The organism is Vibrio chagasii (assembly GCA_041879415.1).
Lineage (GTDB): Bacteria > Pseudomonadota > Gammaproteobacteria > Enterobacterales > Vibrionaceae > Vibrio.
Window position 1 is genome coordinate 299,517 of record CP090852.1, and the last position, 23,915, is coordinate 323,431.

The 23,915-nt window shown below is 44.2% G+C and carries 19 protein-coding genes; 10 read left to right on the plus strand and 9 right to left on the minus strand.

Annotation, left to right across the window (positions count from 1 at the left end):
* Positions 1-94 precede the first annotated feature (94 nt).
* Both L0991_15320 and L0991_15325 read right to left on the minus strand, forming a co-directional pair.
* Positions 95-2,521 (minus strand): lipase, encoded by a 2,427-nt coding sequence (locus L0991_15320; GenBank protein XGB64921.1) that lies wholly within the window; start codon positions 2,519-2,521, stop codon positions 95-97.
* A gap of 15 nt (positions 2,522-2,536) precedes the next feature.
* Positions 2,537-3,796, minus strand: coding sequence for an outer membrane protein transport protein (locus L0991_15325; protein XGB64922.1), 1,260 nt, complete (start codon positions 3,794-3,796; stop codon positions 2,537-2,539).
* Positions 3,797-4,154: 358 nt separating this feature from the next.
* Here L0991_15325 and L0991_15330 point away from each other — a divergent pair, with 358 nt between their 5' ends.
* On the plus strand, positions 4,155-5,237 hold the full coding sequence (locus L0991_15330; GenBank protein ID XGB64923.1) for a site-2 protease family protein: 1,083 nt from the start codon (positions 4,155-4,157) through the stop codon (positions 5,235-5,237).
* Positions 5,238-5,367: 130 nt separating this feature from the next.
* Here L0991_15330 and L0991_15335 read toward each other — a convergent pair whose 3' ends face one another.
* Positions 5,368-6,156, minus strand: coding sequence for a M48 family metallopeptidase (locus L0991_15335; protein XGB64924.1), 789 nt, complete (start codon positions 6,154-6,156; stop codon positions 5,368-5,370).
* 155 nt (positions 6,157-6,311) lie between these two features.
* Between L0991_15335 and L0991_15340 the strand changes: the two genes are divergently transcribed.
* The 5 genes from L0991_15340 (at position 6,312) to L0991_15360 (ending at position 10,120) form a co-directional block, all read left to right on the plus strand.
* Positions 6,312-6,737 (plus strand): hotdog fold thioesterase, encoded by a 426-nt coding sequence (locus L0991_15340; GenBank protein ID XGB64925.1) that lies wholly within the window; start codon positions 6,312-6,314, stop codon positions 6,735-6,737.
* A 76-nt stretch (positions 6,738-6,813) separates the two neighbouring features.
* Positions 6,814-7,047 carry a DUF3389 domain-containing protein gene (locus L0991_15345; GenBank protein XGB64926.1) on the plus strand — a complete coding sequence of 78 codons (234 nt, stop codon included), beginning with the start codon at positions 6,814-6,816 and terminating at the stop codon, positions 7,045-7,047.
* A gap of 162 nt (positions 7,048-7,209) precedes the next feature.
* Positions 7,210-8,901 (plus strand): SgrR family transcriptional regulator, encoded by a 1,692-nt coding sequence (locus tag L0991_15350; protein ID XGB64927.1) that lies wholly within the window; start codon positions 7,210-7,212, stop codon positions 8,899-8,901.
* Between the two features lie 42 nt (positions 8,902-8,943).
* A complete protein-coding gene (locus tag L0991_15355) occupies positions 8,944-9,849 on the plus strand; it encodes a DMT family transporter (protein ID XGB64928.1) in 906 nt (301 codons plus the stop codon).
* A gap of 19 nt (positions 9,850-9,868) precedes the next feature.
* Entirely contained in the window at positions 9,869-10,120 is a 252-nt protein-coding gene (locus L0991_15360) for a hypothetical protein (GenBank protein XGB64929.1), read from the plus strand.
* A gap of 93 nt (positions 10,121-10,213) precedes the next feature.
* Here L0991_15360 and L0991_15365 read toward each other — a convergent pair whose 3' ends face one another.
* On the minus strand, positions 10,214-10,819 hold the full coding sequence (locus tag L0991_15365; GenBank protein XGB65454.1) for a DUF2238 domain-containing protein: 606 nt from the start codon (positions 10,817-10,819) through the stop codon (positions 10,214-10,216).
* Between the two features lie 199 nt (positions 10,820-11,018).
* On the opposite strand from L0991_15365, the gene L0991_15370 reads away from it, so the two are divergent.
* The gene (locus L0991_15370) at positions 11,019-11,858 is read left to right on the plus strand and encodes an isopenicillin N synthase family oxygenase (protein XGB64930.1); all 840 of its coding nucleotides are present in this window, start codon (positions 11,019-11,021) and stop codon (positions 11,856-11,858) included.
* A gap of 163 nt (positions 11,859-12,021) precedes the next feature.
* Positions 12,022-12,657, plus strand: a complete 636-nt coding sequence (locus L0991_15375; GenBank protein ID XGB64931.1) for a DnaJ domain-containing protein — start codon at positions 12,022-12,024, stop codon at positions 12,655-12,657.
* A gap of 79 nt (positions 12,658-12,736) precedes the next feature.
* Here L0991_15375 and mrdA read toward each other — a convergent pair whose 3' ends face one another.
* The 5 genes from mrdA to L0991_15400 form a co-directional block, all read right to left on the minus strand.
* Positions 12,737-14,635, minus strand: coding sequence for a penicillin-binding protein 2 (gene mrdA / locus L0991_15380; GenBank protein ID XGB64932.1), 1,899 nt, complete (start codon positions 14,633-14,635; stop codon positions 12,737-12,739).
* Between the two features lie 267 nt (positions 14,636-14,902).
* A complete protein-coding gene (locus L0991_15385; protein ID XGB64933.1) occupies positions 14,903-16,558 on the minus strand; it encodes an ABC-ATPase domain-containing protein in 1,656 nt (551 codons plus the stop codon).
* A 120-nt stretch (positions 16,559-16,678) separates the two neighbouring features.
* Complete coding sequence (locus L0991_15390; GenBank protein XGB64934.1) at positions 16,679-18,586, minus strand: EAL domain-containing protein; 1,908 nt, start codon at positions 18,584-18,586, stop codon at positions 16,679-16,681.
* A 179-nt stretch (positions 18,587-18,765) separates the two neighbouring features.
* Entirely contained in the window at positions 18,766-19,965 is a 1,200-nt protein-coding gene (locus tag L0991_15395; GenBank protein ID XGB64935.1) for a trans-2-enoyl-CoA reductase family protein, read from the minus strand.
* A gap of 81 nt (positions 19,966-20,046) precedes the next feature.
* Positions 20,047-20,670, minus strand: coding sequence for an arylesterase (locus tag L0991_15400; protein XGB64936.1), 624 nt, complete (start codon positions 20,668-20,670; stop codon positions 20,047-20,049).
* On the opposite strand from L0991_15400, the gene L0991_15405 reads away from it, so the two are divergent.
* Together L0991_15405 and L0991_15410 are read left to right on the plus strand one after the other, a co-directional pair.
* The gene (locus tag L0991_15405; GenBank protein XGB64937.1) at positions 20,669-21,343 is read left to right on the plus strand and encodes an ABC transporter ATP-binding protein; all 675 of its coding nucleotides are present in this window, start codon (positions 20,669-20,671) and stop codon (positions 21,341-21,343) included. The genes L0991_15400 and L0991_15405 overlap by 2 nt on opposite strands.
* A gap of 1 nt (position 21,344) precedes the next feature.
* A complete protein-coding gene (locus L0991_15410; protein ID XGB64938.1) occupies positions 21,345-23,783 on the plus strand; it encodes an ABC transporter permease in 2,439 nt (812 codons plus the stop codon).
* Positions 23,784-23,915 lie beyond the last annotated feature (132 nt).

Here is a 23,915-nt window from a genome sequence, read left to right on the forward strand (position 1 = left end):
AAGTTTTATGCAAACGGTTAACTAGGCTTAGGTAAAAATTGCGGATACAAAAATGCCAGCGGTTAGGCTGGCATTTGGTTTCAGTGAAGGAGAGTTATTGTTCCAATACCGCTCCATTAACTGAGCCTGCTGATAAAACATTGTCTACCAAGAAATCTGTAGCTTGTGTCTGCATGCTAATGTGATGGTTTAAATCTAGTGGCATAGGCGTAGTGTCATCTTGAGGAGCGACAAATGTACTGTGCGATGCCACATCACTAAACTTAACAAAGTCTTTAGTGCCGTTTGGGGTTGTGCTATTTCCATCTACTACTTCTAAGCTAAGTTTTGTAGCAAGTGGTGTAGTACCAGCGAACGGTGCATCCACAACAGTATTTGGCACAGTTTGATCGTCTTGTACTTGTCCCATATAAATAGGCATCTGAGTTGAAGCTGCTAGCAAGTAATCAGCATTAGTAAACGGGTCTACAGTATCTAACACGGTTTGTGCCGCATAAGCGAACTGTTGGAATGCTGCGGTCATTGTTGCTTTTTGTGCCGCAGTTGCATTACTTTCAAACGTGTTATAACAAACTTGATCTGTTAAACCCGTACAGTTAGCACTAGCGAAACTTGCGTATTCAGTAGAAGCGCCTAGTGCTACGTTATGCTTAACTTGCGGGCCAAAGAACGGTGAACCCAATAAAAGGTTAGATATTTGTCCACCAGAGTTTTCAATAGCTGCAGCACTGAAGCTATATAAAGCATCTGCAGTCGGGCTACTCAACGTACGGTTAGATGATGCAACTGCAGTTGTTCCGACAATACCACCCAATGAATGACCTAAGAATTTAACCTGTGAGCCACCAAATGCTTTCAAAGGTGAACTAGCAAGTAAACCAGCCTGCAAAGAAGCAGTTAAAGAAGCTCTTAAGCCCATTACGTCGAGTGCACTTTGACGAACGTTGTCGCGAGCTACCGGAAGGTTAGCAAGATTCAAGTAAGCCAACACATCTGCGTTTGCTGAACGGGTATCATCTAGACTGCGCGTACCATGTATTGGTAAGTCAATTGCGATAACAGCAACGCCAGCTCTCGCTAAGTTGTAAGCGAACGCATACGCATTTTCTTTAGCAGAGGTTATACCGTGTTGGTAAATAACCACATCAGTAGGATCTGCACCATTAGGTGTAAACAACAAAAACTCTACAGACTCTAATGATTTTACCTGAGGAACTGGAGAGTATTTCGTAATAACTCTTTCGCTATCAAGTGGTGAACCATCTGCTAAAGTCAGGTTTAGGCCAACCAGTTTAAGCTGTTCTGTTTGGTCAGTCGCTAATACACTAGTATCGATACCTGCAGCAACTAATTGAGCAGCCATATTAGCTTGCTCGTTAGCATCGCTTAAAGCATTTGATACTTTAGCCAAGCTAGGCATACCTGATTCGAATGGCTGAGAATTCCATTCGCTAGTACTGGTTTCTAGATAGTAAGGTAACTGAACAAAACCCTGAGTCACATCAACGTTGTCAGTACCACCGTATAGTCCGTTAATCGCCCCCTTTAGAGTGGCGATAGTTGTCGCGTCGCCGCCTGCAACATATTTATCAAAGTCTGTATCGTTTGCTAATGCTGTAGTGAAGAGTTCTGTAGAACCGAATTGCATTGTGTAAGCTGCCGTAAGATCGACAGAGTTAGGGTTTGCGCTGCCTTTCCAGACACCATTTAGGTTTGTCGCGGCCAATCCTGTTGCTGTAGCGCCTTTAGTAGCAAATAGCGTGTCTCCAACAGACTCAGTAGTAAACCACGTTGAATAAATGATGTTCTCTGTATCCAGGTTAATTGCACCTGCTGCAGTCGCGCCAGCGAAGATCTTCTCAACACCTTGAGTGACTTGTTGAGCTTGTGCAAGGCTACCTTCGGTATAAATCACGGCACTCGATTTAAGAGCAGCGTAACTTGCTGACATACCAACAGGGTCACCATTCACATCCGTAAGTTCATTTGACAGTGCCAACACATATTCACTGGATGCATCAAGTGAATCTTTAAACACGATCGTGAATGTGTCGGTTGTAGCACTAGATAGAACATTGAATTCATTACCTAGCGTCAATACTTTTGTAACACTTGGCGTGGTCTCAGATGTAAGTGAACCACTAAGTTTTAAAAGATAAACGCCACCAGTCGCGGCACCATCCGCTAATCCAGCACCTTCAAAATCCATGATGATCGGCATAGAGGTCGACCAACCATCCATGGTATTCATCGCGGCAATAGGGTTAGTCAATGAGTCATCACCACCAGTCGGTAGGCCGAGTGTGCCGTCTGTCGTATCCATCAACGCAAAGCTTGGAAGAGGTACTGCGATGTCTGCACCTGTTAGCTGAAACTTGATACTCGTTGCTTGTGCAAGTGAATCTTGGATGTATTGCTCATACTGAATTGCTGTTGAAGCACCAGAGCTTGATGTGTCGTCACCACAACCAGCAAGAAACATTGCTGAAGCAAGCAGCGAAACATTAAATAACTTTTTCATGTTTTGTAATTCCGTTTAGTTGAAGGTGTAGTTCATTTGAATCGCTGATAGATACGCAACCGCATCGCCAGAGAACTCTAGCTCTTGGCCTAGCTCGTTAGTTTCTTTGAAATCACCATCTTTACTTTGTACAAGGGCAAAACCAGCATCGAAGGAAAGGTTAGGGCTGTACTGGTAAGTTAAACCTGCGCTGTACCAAAAACGATCACTATCAGGGATACTTAACGTCGCTTCACCCGCTTGTTCGTCGTATGCAAGACCAGCTCGCAGAGTCCACGCTTGGTTCAGTTGATAAGTCGCACCTAATGAGTAACGGTTGTTATCGTCGTAATGTTCAGTCTTTTTGAAACATTCACCATTTACACAATCTGGACTGGTCGCTTTAAGTTCTTTGAAGCTACTCCAACCCGTTTGCTGCCAACCATAGTGAATTGCCCACTGGTCAGTCAGTTGGTGAAAAGCGGAGATTTCTATAATCGAAGGTAATGTGATCTTAAGGCGACCTGTTGTAGATGTAGCACTGCCTTGTACGATGCTTCCGGTGTAATCGTTAAAGTCACCATCATCAAAATCTAGGTCGACTTCAGAACGATAGGCGATAGCGAAACGATTGTTTTCGTTTAGCTCATATAGCGCACCAACGTTCCAACCGAATGCAAAAGTTTCACCCGTCATGCTAATCAATTTGGTAGAAGCAGGATCACCGGTAATGTTAGAAATTGAACCTTGGTGACGGTTCAGTTCTGCCTCAGCGTAAACAAAGTTCACGCCAGCACCAACGCTGAATTGTTGGTTAATTCGATATGCTACGTTTGGGTTGATGTTAACCGAGATCAGAGAAGTATCACCGGCGAGATCGCCAGCATAGATATCGTCTGGGTAGTCAGTCGCTACACCATAGTTTGAGAACATACCGATACCCCAAGCCCACTTTTCGTTGATTGGGCTGATGTAATAAGCGGCCGGAACGACTTGCAAAGGTGCAACGTCATTGGACTTCTGGCTTTGGCCGCCAGAACCCGGAACATTGTTCTGTGTAATATCTACTTCTGGATCAACGATAGAAACCGCGCCTGAAAATTGGGCTGTATCAAATAGGGTCATTGCGGCGGGGTTTCTTGCTAGTACACTCGCGTTGTCAGCTACTGCACCTTCACCTGAGAACGAGCGACCAAGACCTGAAGCAGAATGCTCAGCAACTTGGAAGCCAGCGGCAAGTGAATTACATGCAAATAGCACTGACAGTGAAACGAGAGAGCGTTGTATTGTTTTCATCCTTGACCCTCCTAGGGCATCAAATTTCATTATTCTTGTTTGAAAACACACTGAGCATTTTTGGTGTTGAAGCTCTAATGTAAACAGCATGTTAAATTCATGTTTTATATAAAGTCAAAGAAAGAGTTGTTATTTTGTGAACTTATATTTTTGAGGGGCGGCACTTTAACATCAATATTATAAATACAATCAATGATTTATTTGTGGTTGGAGGTGTGACCAGAACGTTTATGCACCATTGCGGTATAAATAGTGTTCAATAGCCCAATATGTAACGATTTTGTTTCTGTTTACCGCCATTCGCTAAATCGGCATAATATCGGCTCATTTTGATGGTCATTTAATTGGAATTTATAGTTTGGAATTACTCGCGATAGAGTTTCTTGGAAAACCGCTTCGTTTAGAAGGATCGATGGCAGGGTGGCAGCAGCTATTTTGGGACAACACATTAGTGTCTCAATTAGATGCGACTTCGGAAGATGGTGATGTGCGAACACACACATTTATGCTTCGGTCTGGCGAAGAAACGTTGCAGTGTCACGTCGAATCTACGGTTCAGTGGCAACCTTTTGAGATGGCTTATAAGGCGCTGGTTAACGGACAAGTCATCACCGAAGGAAGCCGTAATACTAAAGACATCGAACAGCAAACTCCGGTTGTCGCGCCTAAACCTGAAAAGCGTTTTAGCCTAATTGGGTTAGTATCGCTGGGAATGAAAGCGCTTAAGAGTGCTAAGTTGATTAAAGTGGTGCTTGCATCTGCAAGTTTAGCGGCATATACGTGGCTATTTTCTATCCAGTTCGCTCTCGCTTTGATCGCTTGCTTGATGTTCCATGAATATGGTCATATTAGAGCCATGAAATACTTCGGCATGAAAACTAAAGGTATTTATCTTATCCCGTTCCTTGGAGGTTTAGCTCTCTCTGATGAAAAGATTAATACACGATGGCAAGATGTCGTTATCTCAATCATGGGGCCTCTATTTGGACTGATATTATCGCTTGTGTTTACCGTTTTGTATTGGTTGACAGGCGAGATGTTCTTTGCAGGCCTTGCGGTATTTAATGCCTTACTAAACTTATTCAACTTACTACCAATTCTCCCTCTCGATGGTGGTCATGTTCTAAAAAGTATCAGCTTTTCAATGAACAGCGTGCTCGGTATTGTTCTGTGTGTCGCAGCAGCGGTTGCTGGAGTTGTGCTTAGTTACCAGTTAAATCTAACTCTGTTTGGTTTCTTATTGATTATGGGCAGTGTTGAAATCCTGTTTGAATGGAGAGGACGCCACTATAGCCATTTATTACCACTAGATAGATATGGCCAAGTAGTTTCTTTCCTTTGGTATGTAGGTCTAGTATCTAGTTTGATCGGGGTTATTTGGTATTTCGCTTCTACGGGCGACCAGCTATTAAGCCTGCCGTTACAGATCCTTGGTACTTAATACGCTCGCTATAGAGTAAAGGTAAGTAAGAAAATCTAGCTAAACTAAAAACGCCCTAACCAATTGGATAGGGCGTTTTCTTATCATGTGTTAGTCGAGCTCTGCTATAAAGGTTCTCTTCGCATTGAGACTAGGCTTTGCAGTTTGGCCTTGCGACGTTTGATTTTGGCAATGTCGAGATCTTGGTTTGTAGATCTTTGATTCGAGTACTGTGAGAAGGGTGTGTCGATAGTAATTCTGGTGGTTGGCTTCCGCCAGATGCCTTCGCCATGTTTTGCCATAAGTCGACACTCTGCCTTGGGTCGAAACCTGCTTGTGCCATGTACTCTAAACCAACGATGTCGGCCTCAGATTCTTGTGTACGACCATAAGGTAGAATCACGCCATACTGGACACCTAAACCTAACGCAGCCATGGTTACGCCTTGATATTGCTTGTATTCAGATGAACCCAAAGCAACACTCGTAATCGATAAACCTGTATTGGCGATCTGCGATTGGGACAAACGTTCGTTACTGTGATCAGCTAAAACGTGTGCGACTTCGTGCCCTATAACCGTCGCTAATTGATCTTGATTTACAGCTACGTTAAGCAGCCCAGTATACACACCGATTTTACCACCAGGTAAGGCAAACGCGTTTACTTGGTCACTATCAAAAACAACCACTTCCCATTCGCTGAAACCTTGTTTAGGAATATGTTGAGTAATGCTATTCGCTACACATTGTACATAAGCGTTGGTCTTTGCATTTTTACTGATAGGTTGCTCTTTCTTCATCTGTTCGAAAGATTGCGCACCAAGCTGAGACATATCTTTGTCTGAAAAGAGCAGCAATTGATTTCTTCCCGTTGGGGAAGCGCTGCACGCGGTTAAGCCTGCGAGTGTGAGAAGCGAGGCAAACTTCATCCATGACGTCATACAATATCCTCTGTGTATTCGGTTTTTATGCATGTTAACATCAACTTGCGTAATGGCTAATAGCTATAAGATAACTTATTAGATGTAAGACACTAACAGACACTATTAGCGAAATCTGCTCAAGCGATAACGATATCAATAATTAAGGACCCTGCATGACTATTTGGAAAAAGCCTGTTGACCTAGATACCTTCAACGCAACCTCAAAGAATACCTTAATTGAGCACCTCAACATTGTTTATACCGAGGTAAACGACAATTCATTAGTGGCGACGATGCCAGTTTGTCACTTCACTCACCAACCACTTGGTATGCTTCATGGTGGCGCTTCCGTTGTGCTTGCAGAAACGTTAGGCTCATTAGCAGCAAATTTCTGCGTGCCAGAAGGCTACTACTGTGTCGGACTCGATATCAACGCGAATCATGTAAGGTCGATGCGTGAAGGGCATGTAATCGGTACCGCTGAGCCTATTCACCTTGGTGTATCGACACAAGTATGGCAGATAAACATCACTGACGAGCGTCAACGCTTAGTTTGCACAAGTCGTCTCACCATTGCAGTAAAAAAGCACAAGCGATAAATCACTAAACTGTTAGACCCATTGTGACTAACGGTTTTAACTCCATTACCCACCATAATCCTAGTTTGAGAAATCCATGGTCATAACCTTTAAAAGTGGAAAAGTCATTGCAACAGCACATGAGCTTGTTGTGCGTTTAGATGGTCAACATAGAGTCACGCTACAAGCACAGGTTGATGCCGTTCAGCTGATCGGAAAAGGGGCAAATGTCATCTCCGCAAACGGCTCTGAATGTAAGTGGTCAATTAAACTCGACGACGAGCAACAACTACGCGACATTGCCAATGAAATTGGCTGTGATGTCATGTAGCTCTATAGCGTCTAAGCACTTTTGGTACTTGTCGCCTGTCTATATCTGAGTAAGGCTGCCTAAATTCGATAATTCTGTGTAAAAACATTATCAGTTAGATTGATTTTCGATAATAAAATGAGGAAACTGAATTCAATATCCCTTGATTAAGTTTTCCTCTTTATGAGTAGCCCAAGACTTCGCGTTCAATTCGAAACCCTATTTGAATACTTCGATGGTAAAGACTCTGATGTTCAGCTTGATGACATAACAGATGTACTCTGTTGTACCCGTCGAAATGCTAGAATGGTTCTCAACAAACTCGAAGAAGAGGGCTGGGTAGAGTGGCTACCTGCAGCTGGTCGAGGTAAGTTATCCCAACTCATTTTTAAGCAGAACCGTTGTGACGTTAGCGAAAACTTGGCAAGGCGCTACTTAGAAGAAGGTAAGATTGGACAGGCATTGTCTGTTCTTGATCAAAATGCCGCGAAGCTAACCCAAGTCATCCAAAACTACTTGGGCGTTCAGTACCAAGAGGGTGAACAGGTTATCCGTTTGCCTTACTATCGTCCGCTCTCCATGCTTAACCCAACCAAGTCGATGCGTCGTTCAGAGCAACACATCGCCTGCCAAGTATTCAGTGGTTTAACTCGCTTGGATGAGAATGACCAGTTACAGCCTGACCTTGCGCATTCTTGGCAAAAAATCAGTGATCATCAATGGCGGTTTTTCTTAAGGCCAGGGGTTCGCTTTCATAACGGCGAACCACTTATGACAAATCATGTTGTTGATACGCTGCTAGCACTAGAACCACTCAACATGTTCTCCCATATTAAAGACGTATCATCTCCGGCCAATTGCGTGGTTGATGTCTTTCTGACGCGCCCAGATAAATACTTCCCACTTGCGCTCACAGAATCTGTTGCAAAAGTAACGTTACCGATGATTTTACGAGGGGAGGACTATGATATTCGTCCAATTGGTACTGGACCGTATCGCATTGAGAAGAATGACGAAAAACAACTCGTGTTAACCGCTTTCAACGGCTACTTTGGGTTTAGACCCTTGATCGACCGAGTGGAAGTTTGGGTTGTAGACGAAGCCTATTCATCCATGGTTTATCCGAGCCTTTCCAAGCCAGTTATGGCTGATCGTGGTGATAGTGATGAGGTAGAGCTTGACCCGGGATGTACCTATCTACTGCTCAATAGAAAGAAAGGTATCGCAAAGGACCCTGCGTGGGCAGCGTTTTTGTCTAACGCTCTAAATGCTGCCGACCTGTTTGTGCATATCCCCAAAGAGACAGTCATTGATTTGGGCGTATTGCATGCTTACGGCATCAAACCAGGTTGGTACGATATCAAGTTAAAAGTCCCAGTATGTCCACCAGCCGATACTAAGCCTTCGATTAAATTAGCATATCAATGCCAACACCCTATGTTTCCTACGCTTGCCAAGGCCATTGTTACGGTACTCAAGCAATATAACGTCGATGTGGAGCTTTTCGGTTACGAAACCGATCCCCCTCACGCGGATGACGTGGATATTTGGATTAACCCTATGGGAATTGCCAACAACAGGGACGATGCGTTGGCATGCTGGCTTATGGATTACAGTTTTCTTGATGAATCGAGCCCGGCAGAAGACTTTGATCAATGGTGTCATATGATTGATCGTTGGCGCTCAGGTGAATTTGAACAATTTCCGGCAAGGCAGCTTGGTAAGCAACTGGTACAAAGCAACCAATTGATACCTATGTTCCACTGTTGGTTAGGCGTAAACAAAGACCAGTGCGGTACCTTACAAAACGCGAAGTGTAATGCGCTTGGTTGGTTCGATTTTAGCCAAGTTTGGGTTAAACCTGACGTTGATTAGTACGTGGATAGATTCAGCAAAGGCAAAGGCAAAGGAACAATAATGCAAACCGTCTTAGTGACATTAATTACGCTGGTGGCCTTTGCGGCAAATTCCGTGCTTTGTCGATGGGCATTGACGGTTCAAACCATCGATCCTTTGAGTTTTTCTGTTATACGCATTTTATCTGGCGCGTTTACTCTATTGATTTTGCTAGGTATAGCGTCCCAGAATAGCAATAACACAACTGAATCTAGTCCTATATCGCTGTTTTCTAAGCTCAAATCTCAATTCAGTTTAGTCTCCATATTGTCATTGCTTGTTTACATGTTCGGTTTCTCTTTTGCTTACTTAGAGCTGGGAGCAGGGCTTGGCGCGTTAGTTCTGTTTGTTGCGGTGCAATTTACCATGATCGCGGCTCATCTCATCTCAGGCAATAAGATGTCCTTAATTGAGTGGGCTGGCTGTTTGCTCTCTGTTTCAGGGCTTGTTTATTTGCTAATGCCGACCAGTTCAACAATTACACCTGATTTAGTTTCAATCTCTCTAATGTCATTGGCGGGTATCGGGTGGGGTATTTATACCTTGGCTGGCAAGCGATCTTCAAATGCCCTGATGTCAACAACGGCTAACTTTGGGTTCTGTTCTTTGATTGTCTTGGTGTTCATATCACCGTGGCTCGTAGTACCAAGTTCAGCTCTTGATATTTCGATATCTGAACAAGGGATCATTTATGCCGTATTGTCTGGCTCTGTAGCTTCAGGCGTAGGTTACAGTTTATGGTACTACGTAGTGAAGAAGCTCAATACTGTTGTGGCATCAATCGCACAGCTCTCGGTTCCGGTTATCGCGACACTCGGCGGCGTATTGTTGCTCTCGGAGCCTGTCACCATGCAATTCGTTATTTCATCAACCATCATATTAGTCGGAATAAGCTTAGTGCTTGTAGCGCCTAAACTTAAACAATAAGAATCAGCACGTTACATTTATGGCGAAACCAAACAAGAAGCAACCCACGAAAACCGTTCAAATATTTTGTGCGAAATGTAAAACACAGTTATTCAAATATCGAAAAGGCGGTAAGGGTGCGCTCGTAAAATGTTTTAAGGAAAGGATTGTTGAAGACTTTACAACAGAGCCGTGCATTTGCCCTGAATGTGGAATTGAGTTTGCTCGAGATACCTTAGTACGAGGCACACCCGCATTTAAGTTCGTGGGTGGTAAGGTCACTATGAAATAGCCTTGAAGTTTAAACACAAAAAATGCCACAACGTAAAGCACGTGTGGCATTTGAAATTATGTCTTAAATAAACTGAGTTAACGAAGTGTTTGGCTAGACTTTGGTACGTCCTTGAAGCTTGAGAAGCAGCAGTGAGACGATCGCTCCGGTCGTATCACATAGCATGTCTTTTTGCGCATCCCAAATATCACCTTGTGACCCAAGGAAAGCGATACCTTCATCACCACCTGCGATTTCAGCATACCACCACTCAATAATCTCATAGCCTGCCGCAACACTCATGATGGCAAACAGTGCAAAGAAGCACGCAATCACGGGTTGAGCCAATTTCTTCCGAATTAGATACTCAGCGAGCGGGTAGGCATAAAGCCCGATAGAGAAGTGCGCGACTCTATCAAAATTGTTGCGCTCAGAGCCAATTAACTGATTAAACCAATCGAACGGTACTTCCGCAAAAGTGTACTTAGCGCCAATCGTGTGCAGTGCTAACCAAATGAACATCAAAACATAAGCGGTTTTTGAAAACGTTAATTTAGTCGATAACCACCAAATCCCGACAAGAATCAGTAGGGCGGGTACGATTTCTGCGATCCAAACTGCTCTTGAAGACGGTGCAAACGCTGAGAATAGAAAAACAACGAGATACAACGCAGTGAGCGAGAGTAGAGGTCTATTTTGAGCAAGTGGCGTAATTGTCATCATCAGATCCTATATAAGTTTGATGTATAGTTACACAATAATGAACACTGTTCAATTGGGTTTTAATTACCAAAATTGTTGAAAAGTAGCGTTATCGCCCAGTATCTAGACAAACGGTTGCGAGAGTTTCACTAAAGTTTGATTTACAACAAAGCGATCCATAAAATCCCCGTATCACTACATAACAAGAAAGAAAGTCATGAAACTGGAAACTGTCGATTATCTTGCTGACGACGCAGCAGAACAATTTGTTCGCTCTTTACGTGAAACTGGATTTGGCGTACTGAAAAACCACCCAATCCCGAAAGAGCTTGTTGAGTCAATTTACGAGAACTGGTACCAATTCTTTATCTCTGAGGAGAAAGAGAACTTCCACTTCAATGTTGAAACACAAGATGGCTATTTTCCACCTTCAGTGTCTGAAGTTGCAAAGGGCCACACGGTAAAAGACATTAAAGAGTACTTCCACGTGTACCCTTGGGGTCAAATTCCTGAGCAGCTTAAAGAGCAGATTCTAGATTACTACCAACGCGCTAATGCTTTTGCTCAAGAGCTATTAGGTTGGGTTGAAGCTCACGCACCTCAAGAAGTACAAGAAAAGTTCTCTATCGCTCTATCAGAAATGATCAACGGCAGCGAACAAACTCTACTTCGCGTACTTCACTACCCACCAATGCAAGGTGATGAGGAACCAGGAGCTATCCGTGCTGCAGCACACGAAGACATTAACCTTCTTACTGTGCTACCTGCAGCGAACGAGCCAGGCCTACAAGTTAAATCTCAAAACAACGAGTGGCTTGATGTACCGTGTGACTTCGGCAACATGATCATCAACATCGGTGATATGCTTCAAGAAGCGTCTGGTGGCTACTTCCCATCAACGACTCACCGTGTAATTAACCCAACTGGCGCACGCCAAGAAAAATCACGCATCTCACTGCCTCTTTTCTTGCACCCTAAACCAGAAGTGGTTCTATCTGAAAAGTACACAGCAAATGAGTACCTAATGGAGCGCTTAAGAGAACTAGGCGTTATCTAATTAGTCAGACTTCATACTCTAAAGGCCAGCATCACGCTGGCCTTTTTGTTGTTAGAACATACAACTAATTGAAATTTGTTTATTTTGAAACTCGACAAACCGCGATAGATCGCTTTCAATTAATAATACACACAAATGCATATGGTAGCGGGCCCAATCAATTATGTTAGACAACCCAGACTCATCGAGCCAACAAGACATAAGCCGTCATTTTTATGCTCACATGGAAAACCCGTTGCTCTGGCCGATAATGGAAGTCCTCAAACAAAAGCCAAGTGGGTGGAAAGTGCATACCTTGGCCACGCACCTTAATGAACTCGGTTTCGTTCCAGTATTAGACCAAACCCCAGAGAAGGAGTTATTCAAGAAGAACTTCTTAATCATGAATGCGCTATACCAACTGCAAGAAACACTCTACCCAGATAATTGGCTTCAAGTTCAGGCGATGGACATAGAGCTAATGTGTGGCCGATATCATGGAAGTACACACGCTATTGACCACCAAGACCCGTTGCGTGAGTACTATATCGACTGGTCAAACTATGAGGCCGAAGAGGGTGAAGTTAGAAGGCTATTGAATGAGTTTTGGACTCGATATAAAAAGTATGTGGGTGGTGTCGAAACTGACATGGATCGAAGCCGCGCATTGAGTCTGTTTGAATTACCGCTCGACGCTTCCCCAGAGGAAATTCGTAAGCAGTGGAGAAGGCTAGCACTGCGCTGGCACCCAGATCGAGATCAAGGTAACACGGCTCAGTTTCAAAGATTGTGCGAAGCGTGGCACGTCTTGCGAAGCTAAAATTCTCAGTTAGATGTATTGTGGTTTATGAACGACAAAGCCCCACTTTAGACAAGTGGGGCTTTTTACGTTTTATCAGTTATGAGTGACCTTTACTCACACCGCTTTTATGTTCGAATGCGTAATCAAGCACTTTACGGATGTACGGCGCACCGACCTTAGAACCACCATTACCATGCTCAATAACGACAGTGGCAACATAATCCGGATGTTCATAAGGCGCAAAGGCAGTGTAGAGCGCATGGTCGAGTAGATGCCTTTCAAGCTTTTTGGAGTTGTACACCTGATCTTTTGCCAAGCCAAATACTTGCGATGTACCCGACTTACCACCACTTGTGTACTTGGTTCCTTTAAATGCTCTCCTGCCGCTACCACGGCTGCCATGGTTCACTAGTCGCATCGCATTAATCGACACATCCCAGATCTTGTCTGGAACTTCGTCAATAGATGGCATTTGCTTTGGTTCTACTAGCTGTTGGGTCTCAAAGTCTTCACCATGATCGAGTGTTGCTCGCAGTATATGGGGAGGCATGACCTTCCCGTGATTGACTAACACAGAGGTTGCTTTCGCAAGTTGCAGCGGGGTCGAAGTCCAGTACCCTTGTCCAATACCGATCGGTACCGTGTCACCTTGATACCAGGGCGTTCGGTAGCGCATCATCTTCCAATCTCGAGTCGGCATGTTGGCGTTACTTTCTTCGTATATGTCGATACCTGATGGCTTACCAAATCCAAAACGGTTCATCCATGTACTGATCCGATCGATACCTAGGTCAAATGCCACTTGATAGAAAAATGAATCCACAGACTCTTCAATTGCTTGTGTTACGTCAACCGGACCATGGCCCCAACGCTTCCAGTCACGCCACGCTTTGGAGTTAGACTTAGAACCTGGGATACGCCAAACACCGTGGTCATTACGAATGGTATTTTCTGAAATTACATGCTCTTCCAAGCCTGCAACAGCCATGAACGGCTTTACAGTAGAAGCAGGCGGATAAACACCTAGCGTTGCTCTGTTTACCAATGGATGGGCAGGGTCATTGAGTAGTGTTTGGTAATTCTTACTAGAAATGCCATCAACGAAAAGGTTAGGGTCGTAACTCGGGCTTGATGCCATTGCTAAAACACTGTTGTCTTTCGGGTCGAGAATAACCGCGCTACCAGTGCGATGGTCAAGCTGCTCAAACGCGTACTTTTGCAGTTCAAGATCAATGTTGAGCACTATGTCTTTCCCGGCTACTGGTGGAACATATTTTATGGTTCTGACGACACGGCCCCGGCTATTTACCTCAACCTCTTGATAGCCTTTTTGACCATGAAGTATATCTTCGTAGTATCGCTCAACACCAAGCTTACCGATGATAGTTGTTGCTTGATAATTCGCTTCTTTGCCTTGTTCTTCTAGTTTTCTTAGGTCGTTGTCATTGATGTGTGCAACGTAGCCTAATACATGGGTCAGTACTTCACCGTTAGGGTAGAAACGCTTTAAGCTGGTATCGATTGTCAGTCCTGGAAACAAGTATTGGTGAACCGAGAATTTTGCGATCTCTTTTTCCGTCAGATTCTCTAATATCGTAACGGACTTAAAGCGACGGGTATTGCGATAGCGCTTTTTAAAACGCGTAATTTGCTCTTCACTCAGTGGAATGTACTCGTTGAGCTTGCTCAGCATCACGTCTACATCTTTTGTTTGCTCAGGGATCATGGTGAGTGAAAACACCAGTTTGTTTTCAGCCAACAACACACCATTTCTGTCGTAGATTAGGCCTCGCGTAGGGGCGATAGGGAGCACTTTAATTCGGTTCCCGTCAGCGCGGGTTTGGTAGCTATCAAAGTTTTGAACTTGGAGTCGGTATAGGTTACCGACTAAGACGAGAGTGAAAAGCAGAATACCTATGAATGCGACAATAACACGATTTCTAAACAGGTTTACTTCACTTTTATGATCACGCATTTTTACGCGTTTGTGGTACATCAAATCTTAGCCTGTTACATTTAGTTACACTTGTTTAGGCGGACTTTACCATAGCTTCGTAAAAACAATGTCATGTTTTATGAGCTTCTCAAAGATAAGCAGAGTTATATAAATCATGGGCAAGGAAACGTAGAGCGATAACCAGCGTATTAATCGAGCACAAAGCTCGTTACTCAACATTTATGGTTCGATAGTGTCCGTTCTTAGATGAGTACGAATAAAAACGGCCCCCATCTTTGGGAGCCGTTATTTGAGATTAATTAGAACTTAGTTCGAAGGCTTGAACTGAGATTTACGCATGCGGTTAAGAGCCGCCATAACATCCAATGTTCTTGGTTTCGCTAAGTCACCGTAGTTAGGCATATTTTGGTGCCAATCATTACCTAGAATCGCGTTAAACTCTTTAGCAGGATTGTTCGACCAGCCCGGCGTTTGTGCAAACTGGAACCACGCCCAACCAATCGCGTTGACTTCAGACGTTGATTCAAGTTGCTCTAGTGCAGATAGGTCAGCGAACTCTTTACCAAAACGCAAAGACTCTTTGCCTTTAGCACTTACACGGAACTTACCATCAGTAAGGATGTTCATCAGTGATGCACGGTTCAGTGAACGAGGAACAAACATCTCTAATGGTGTTTCACACTCGTTAGTACGCTGAGTAGGGTGCTGGGCAATCACATCTTTTGCTTTCTCTGTCACATCTACTGCTTGGTAGTCGTGCATTTGGATCACAGTGTCTGCAACGTCAAGGTAATCACCAGAACCGCCCATAACGACGATGGTAGAGATTTCCATTTCATCACGTAGCTGGCCAATACGGTCTACAAGAGGAGTAATCGGCTCGGCACCTTTAGAAACCAACGCCTGCATACGCTCATCGCGGATCATAAAATTGGTCGCAGATGTATCTTCATCAATCAATAAGGTTTGAACACCGGCTTCAATCGACTCTTGTAGCCAAGCGGCTTGAGAGGTAGAGCCCGAAGCATCTTGAGTACTGAAATCAGACGTATCTTTCTTCATCGGAAGATGATTGATGTAGTTAGACAGATTTAAGCTGTGCACACATCGGCCATCTTCAGCGCGAATCTTCATGGTATCAATCGCAGTCACAATGCCTTCACGGCCATCACCAGGAATATGGTTGTAGATAGAACGCTCAACCGCATTCAATAGTGTCGATTTGCCGTGGAAACCACCACCAACGATCAATGTAATGCCTTTAGGAATGCCTAAGCCTGTTACGTCGCCTTGGTTTGGCGTGTTTAAGGTAACGCTCAGAGATTCTGGAGCTGTGAAAGGAACCGCATCTTTCATTGGAAGGTCACAGTTACCCGCGATACGTGGTAATACACTGCCATTTGCCACAAATGCCGCTAGGTTATGCTCATCTAGCTGTGCACGTAGTGCTTCTTGGTCTTCGATCGTTTCACAGTGTTTGATCATTGCATCGATATTCAGTTCACGCTCTAGCGTTGCTCGGCGGATAAACTTCGGCAGGTAGAAGGTGATGATATTGTTCGCTTTCTTTGCAAGAATGCTACGACCATCAGCAGGTAGGTTAATACGGAAACGAATTTCGATACCGTGCTCAGTAAACACAACGGCAGTGTTGTCGAGTACTGTTTGACCCGTTAATGCAATAGAAACGGTCGCTTCTTGTTTTGCGAACTCAGCAAAGCTACGTGCAATAAAGTCACGAGCCGCTACTTGGTATTCATAAGACTTTTCTTTCAGCCAATCTAACCCAGTTAACGACCACGCGCGTGTTGCACGAAAACGAGAAGCTGACGCGTATGGGTCACCTTGAATGTGGTCGATGTGTAATTCGAAATCAGCAAAGTCGTATTGACCTTTAATTTGTTGATATGCACGGTAGTTTTGTTTTTCGAGCTTTTTAAGCTTTGCAGTCAACTGATCCATAACGAGGAATGCCTATATAAAGGGGAAGATAAAAACAGAAAGGCGGCGATTATAAAAATCACCACCTATAGAGTAAAGAGAAACTAGGCCTAAATCCAAAACTAACTGTGCTTTTCTGCTTTAAGCGTAACGAGTTGTCCCTAAATAGTTTTGATTGACTAAGCTATGCTCGAATTCTTGGCATGGCATCGGTCTGCCATAAAGGTAACCCTGGCCAACATCACAGCCCTCATCAATAATAAACTGCTCCTGAACTTCTGATTCAATCCCTTCAATCATCACTTTCAGATCCAACTTTTTCGCGATCTGGACGATGGAACGGACAATCTCAGAGTCTTCACTCGAGTCGAGCATCTGGTCGATGAAACTCTTATCAATCTTGATTGCATCAAATGGAAACTTCTTAAGGTAACTGAATGACGCGTACCCGGTACCGAAATCATCTAGTGACAATGTCACGCCTATATCATGTAGTGTCTCAAGCGTGTTCTTTGCCACCACTTCATCTGCAATCAGTCCGCTTTCTGTCACTTCGAGTTCTAAGAAGTGAGGTTCAAGGTGATAGGTTTCTAGTAAATGAACGACTTGCTCAGCAAAGTGCGCGTTCTTGAGCTGCACCGCAGACACATTAACCGCCATCTTAAAATCTTCAACGTATTCAGACCATTCTTTGGCTTTTTCAATCGCATTACGCAGTACAAAGCTACCGACCTCAAAAATCAATCCGTTCTGCTCGGCCATGTGAATCAACGTTTCGTTAGAAATGTCCCCTAAAACAGGGTGTCGCCAACGAAGTAGAGCTTCGGCGCCCACCCAGCGGTGAGTTAACGGGCACACTTTAGGTTGGAAATAGAGCATCAAGTCATCGTTACGTACCGCTTGCAGCAAATAACCTTCGATCTTGTTGATATGGCTTTGCTCGTCAGTATGAGACTGAGAGTAGTAGGCAAACTTTTGTCCGGAATCTTTGCATGCGAGCATAGCTTCAGAGGATTTCTGGAGAATGCTCTCAGCATCGTCTTCACTATTGGTGGTCGCAATGCCGATAAACGCGTGCAGGTGAACTTTATCCTTATCTATGTCGAATTCGGAGTGACCAACCTTTACCAGTGTTTGACAAAGCTCTTCGAGGCGATGGTGCAAATCCTTAACGCTGAACGCCAATACCAAATCAACAGAAGTAGGGCGTGCTGTTAATACGTCGATATCAGAAATGCTGTCGATACGTTTTCGGTACTCCACCAAAACTTTGTCTAACGCGTTGTAGCCATATCGCGCTTGTATACGCCTCCCGTTAGTAAAGCCGATATGAATGACGGCGAATGAACAATCAGTAAGTCGACGTTGTGATGATAGTTTGTGATTAAGACGCGACTCAAACGCATTGCGGTTCAAGAAGCCGGTTCCGAGATCGTGGTTCTTTTGAAAATTGATTTTTTGTTCAGCCGCTTTGCGCTTATCAATCTCTTGATTCAATGAATAATTCAGACTGGCGAGATCTTTAGTTCGTGTGTAGACGCGATTTTTTAAGTCGCGATTCATTTGAGCTAACTTTGCATGTTGGAAAAGGGTTTTAAGCTGAGATTCTATTGAGGTACGAAAGCTCTCAAGTAGTTTGATATAAGTGGGCGTATAGTGATTTTCCTTCGAGTCCAAGATGCAAATGGTTCCGAAGATTTCGCCATTTGGCCAAAGGAGGGGAATACCACAATAAGAGACCAAGCCCAGTTCAATATCGGGGTTGTTTTCCCATGATGGATCTTTGAGCGCATTCGGTACGAGTAGGCGCCGTTGCGATTCCATTACTGTTTCACAATAAAGCCCGTTGCCTAACTTTTCTGAGTCACCTTTATTGTAAGGGTTGTTCTCGCTATGACTTGTTGAGAATACTTCAATGTAATTTGAGTGAACACGCATAATAAGCGCAGCTGGCACTTGAGTAATTTGAGCTAAGAGATCGACAATATTTTGCCAACCGTGCTCCATATCGTCTGGGATATCTAAATCGAGTGTTTTTATTTTCTTCATATGACTCCGAGTCAATTATGCTAAATGCATCAACACATCCTGTGTTAATTATGATGAACCAAATAAAACTGTGAATCTTACGTTAATTAAGTATAAGAAATGTTGCACAAAAAAACCTCGGCAATTTTGCAGAGGTTTTCAAATGTGAATATGGGTCTCAGTAATGAGATAAATTTCGACTAAGGCTTTAATTTTATAAAGTCTTCACTATTCAGCTTCTTAGTGTAGTCGACTGATGGTTGTGCAAAGCCGTTTAGCTGCAAGAATTCATCTTTAAATCCTTGGTAATCACCTAGGGTTTGGAAGTTGTTTTCATCCATATTATCGAGCAACTCTGTCACATGGGCTTGCGTCTCTGGATCTAGTTCCCAGTCGTCCATTCGTATTAACCGCTCACCATCAAGCGGTACTTTAGATTGACCATACAGCTTAGTGCTAAACAGGCGCTGCATTTGCTCGATACAGCCTTCATGCGTCTGTTTCTCTTTCATCACTTTGTACAACGCAAGCAAGTAAGGGCTTAAGCCTGGGATAAATACACTCGCTTTGGTCACCAATGCCTTACATACCGTCGCATAGGCATTGCCGCCAAAGTTAGCTAGCTCAAGGTTAAGCGCATGGCTGGTTTGATGAAGATCGATTTTTGCGCGACCTAAAGTACCGTCTAGATAAATAGGGTGTGTCACTTCAGGGCCAACGTAGGAAAAGGCAATAGTTTTACAACCAGGAGCGATAGATTCGGCATTGATGAGTTCGTCTATCCAACTTTCCCAATCTTCGCCGCCCATGACTTTGAGAGTACTTTCTTCTTCCTCAGCCGTTGCCGCTTCAAGGGTGTTAGTAACCCAGCAATCATTTTCAAGCGAGATGGTCGCGCCTGTCACGCTTTCGCCAATAGGTTTGATAGCAGAACGCCAAAAATCATCAGAATCAGGTTTAGGGCGAAGGCCAGCAGCCAAACTGTAAATAACCAGATCAACTTCACCTTCGAAGTAGGTTTCTATCGCTTCAACAACTTGAGCGCGTGTTTCTTTAGAGAAGGCATCACCTACGATATTAATAGCCGTGCGCTGTTCGCGTTCCGCTTCTTTTTTAAAGTAGATGTTGTTGTACCAACCAGCACTGCCAAGGGATTTCTCGTTGGGACCACGTTCGAATGAGACGCCAATGGTGTCGGCTTGTGCACCACCAAAGGTTAGGGCGATACGAGCAGCAAGGCCGAAGCCTGAGGAAGCGCCGATGATTAAGACTCGTTTAGGGCCATCTTTGATTTGCGGCGCACTCTTAACGAATTTAATTTGTTGCTTAACGGCTTCTTGACAGCCAATAGGGTGAGCGCTTTTAGCTACCACACCCTTGATAACAGGTTCGATCAGCATAAATAACCTTACAGTTAACGGTGATATGCATTCAGGCTAACGTAAAGCTGTGTAAAATTTATTGAGCTAGACCATTAAAACTTAAAGATACTGATATAATTCTTCGGCGACAAATTCAGCAATCCAAGGTTGAGCTTCTGGTTTCGGGTGTAGTCCATCGTTCATCATCCACTCAGGTTTTAGAATGATGTGCTCGAGGAAGAACGGCAGCAGCGGCACATTTTGTTGATCAGCCAACGCTGCAAATACGTATTCAAACTGTTGGTTATAACGCTTGCCGTAATTAGGCGGAATTTTAATTTGCATCATGATTGGTTTGGCACCAGCGGCTTTAACTTGTTTGATGATTTGATCCAAGTTTGAAGACATCAGCTTAGGTGGGAAACCTCGAAGACCGTCGTTCGCACCCAGTTCAATGAGAACTGTATCTGGAGCATGATCTTCAAGCAATTGTGGCAAACGAGCTAAACCGTTACCCGTTGTATCGCCAGAAATGCTGCCATTGACCACGATCACCGCTTTGTCGTGTTTCGCTAAAGCATCTGGTAACAAACTTGGCCAACTCTGTTTGATATCCATGTTGTAGCCAGCACTCAAGCTGTCGCCAAGTATGAGTAGCTTAGACTCATGGTCTGGCGCTGAGTCTTGAGCAAAAGAAGCGGTAGAAAATAATACAAAGAACAAAAAGGAAATTAGTCGAGTCATGCATACATCCATCATAAAAGCAGAAGCTGTTTCCAAGACAGTGTCTACTAATCAAGAACATTTAACAATCCTAGAGCATGTCGATATTGATATTCGTGAAGGTGAAACAGTCGCGATTGTCGGTACGTCGGGAGCCGGTAAATCGACCTTGATGACATTACTTGCAGGGCTTGATGTTCCTACAAAAGGTGAAATTCATCTGCTAGGGCAACCGCTATCACAGCTTGATGATGAAGCGAGAGCGAAAATTAGAAGCGAGTCGGTTGGGTTTGTTTTTCAGAGCTTTCTTTTAATTCCTAGTTTGTCTGCACTACAAAACGTAACCCTTCCATGTTTACTGAAAGGCGAAGATGAAGACATAGAGCGCGCAACAGCCTTACTCGAATCGGTTGGTCTAAAAGACAGGCTCGATCATTTGCCATCTCAACTGTCAGGCGGCGAGCAACAACGTGTAGCTTTAGCTCGAGCATTTATGATTAAGCCAAAGATTCTATTTGCTGATGAGCCAACGGGGAACTTAGACCAACAAACCGCAGCAAAAATCGTCGAGCTACTGTTCGAGCTCAACTCTTCTCACGGCACCACACTGGTATTGGTGACACACGATCCTAAGCTAGCACAACGCTGCCAACGAACGCTGAAGATGCATGTCGGACAGATAGAGGAAGTCTAAATTGAATTCATCAAACGGACTGAACAAACGCCTATTTTCATGGAGCATTGAAGAGATTCGACATGGTCAGCTATGGCCGGTATCGATCGCTTTAACACTGATCATTGCCTGTGTTTTTGCGCTATCAGCTTTGGCTGAGCGCATGGAGCAGGTCATCGTAAAACAGGGGAAAGATGCACTCACCGCTGACAGTGTGTTCATCTCAGCAAACCCAATCCCACAACCACTGCTAGACATCGCTCAACTTGAGCAACTAGAAAGCTCTCAGTTAACCCGTTTCTCAACCATGGCATTTAGCGATAACTCGATGCAGTTGGTGACAGTTAAAGCGGTGCAGAGTAACTACCCATTGCGCGGTGAGATGGTTCTAGAAGGTGCAGACAATGCATCGAGCAATCGCGTTAAGCCCGGTGAGTTGTGGCTCGACGAACGCATTTTCGCGCAGTTGGAAGTTGAAATAGGTGACAATGTCACTATCGGCGACGCTGACCTAACCATTACAGGGCGAATCACTCAAGAACCGGGGCTAAGCTTTAACCCTTTCCAACAGATGCCTGCGGTACTGATTCATAATGATGACATTGACGCGACAGGGGCTATTCAACCGGGAAGCCGTGTAAGTTTCAGACTGTTCTTAAACGGTGATGATGCAAAACTTAAAGCAGCTCAAGACAGTATCGAATTAACGCCAAGCGATCGTTGGCGTACGCAAGATTCAGCAAGCCGCACTAATGATATGTTTGAGAGCACCACTCAATACTTATCACTAACGGTCGCTATTGTCGTGATTATGGCAGCGACTACTTTGGTATTGACGTGCCAACATTATGTAGCGAGCCGCCGAAAGACTATCGCTATGTTAAAAAGCTTGGGAGCAAGCAAACAATGGATCATTAAGTGGCTATCGGTACAAGTTTCACTACTGGTCGTTATTGGTGCCGTTTTGGGTATCGCGATCGGGATCGGACTAGAGTTTCTTCTTCGTATTCCGCTTGGTGACTTATTGCCTTCTCCGCTTCCTAGCTATGGTATCGAACCTGCCATTCTTGCCATCGTATCGAGTATTCTAATTGGTGTACCAGCACTTGGAATTCCATTGCTTGGACTAGTCAATACCTCTGCGATCAGCGTCATTCAATCAAATCACAAGGTACAAGATAGCTATAAGAAGTTCGCATTGTTGTTAGTGCCTATCATCCCAATGATGTTGATGTATGGTGATAATCTGTTGGTGTGGATTGTTCTTGCAGGAATCGTTGGCTTGTTCTTGATTCTCGCTTTGGTGAGCACGCTCGTCTTGCGACTGTTTAGTAAGTTGCCAACATCGACCTCAATGCGTTTGGCTATAAGCCGAATCAATCGCACACCGCTTGCGACGGGCATTCAATTTGGCTCTTTGGCACTATCATTGATGCTGTTGTCTATCATCTGGTTGGTGAGGAGTGATCTGTTGTCAGATTGGCAACAAACCTTGCCCGAGGATGCGCCGAATGCATTTGCGCTTAACATAGCCGGCTATGAGAAAGACAGTTACCTTTCAACCATCGATGAAAACCAAGTTGAACGCACACAAGCATTCCCAATCATTCGTGGACGACTGACGACAATCAATGGTGTCGAAGCATCTGAATACAGTGATACTTCAGAGCGTACCGACGCCCTAAGCCGTGAAATTAACTTCACTTGGGGCGAAGCGCTACCAGAATATAATGAAGTACTTGAAGGCAGTTGGACGCAAGAGCAGGGCGTATCAGTTGAGTCTGATGTTGCCGAGCAACTGGGTTTGAACATTGGCGACGAGCTTGTTTTTACTATCAACAGTCAAAATGTATCAGCCAAAGTCAATAGCATCCGAAAAGTGGAATGGCGTGAAATGAAGCCAAACTTTTACTTCATTTTCACCCCAGACGTACTGAGCTCAATACCTTCTACTTGGCTGGTTAGCTTTAGGCTAGAAGATCAACACAATTCTATGCTCAGTGAACTCTCTCGGAACCACCCAACCGTAAGTTTGATGGATATCCGAGTGATGGGCAGCAAGATCCAAGAGCTACTCAAACAGATTGTTTGGTCAATTACCGTGCTGGCTGCGCTTGGTGTTGTCGCTGGGCTATTACTTATTTTTACGCTGTTACGTCTTAGCTTATCTCAAAGACAACAAGAGATACGTTTATATCGTACTCTAGGGGCAAGCAAGAAACGTATCCTCAACACCATATGGTGTGAATATGGATTAATGGCATTGGTTGCGGGCTCAATAGCAGCACTCGGTTCTGAAATGAGTGTGGCCGGTGTGATGAATTTTGGATTCGAGTTAGAACCGTCACTGCATCCAATGTTGTGGGTTGCTTTACCTGTGCTCACTTTCATAACCCTTGCTGCTGTGGTTAACAGCTTAATCAAGCGTCTGTTGGCGCCTGTAAATAAGGACTTTGGATAGTTGATATAGAAAACCTTAAATAGATTGTTGAAGCGGTCTGATTGTGAATTTTTATACCAAAGCACTAGCCAAGGATAGAAGCCACAGTTAGACCGCTTTTTATTTGACCAGCGAACGGCTTAAATTAGGGAT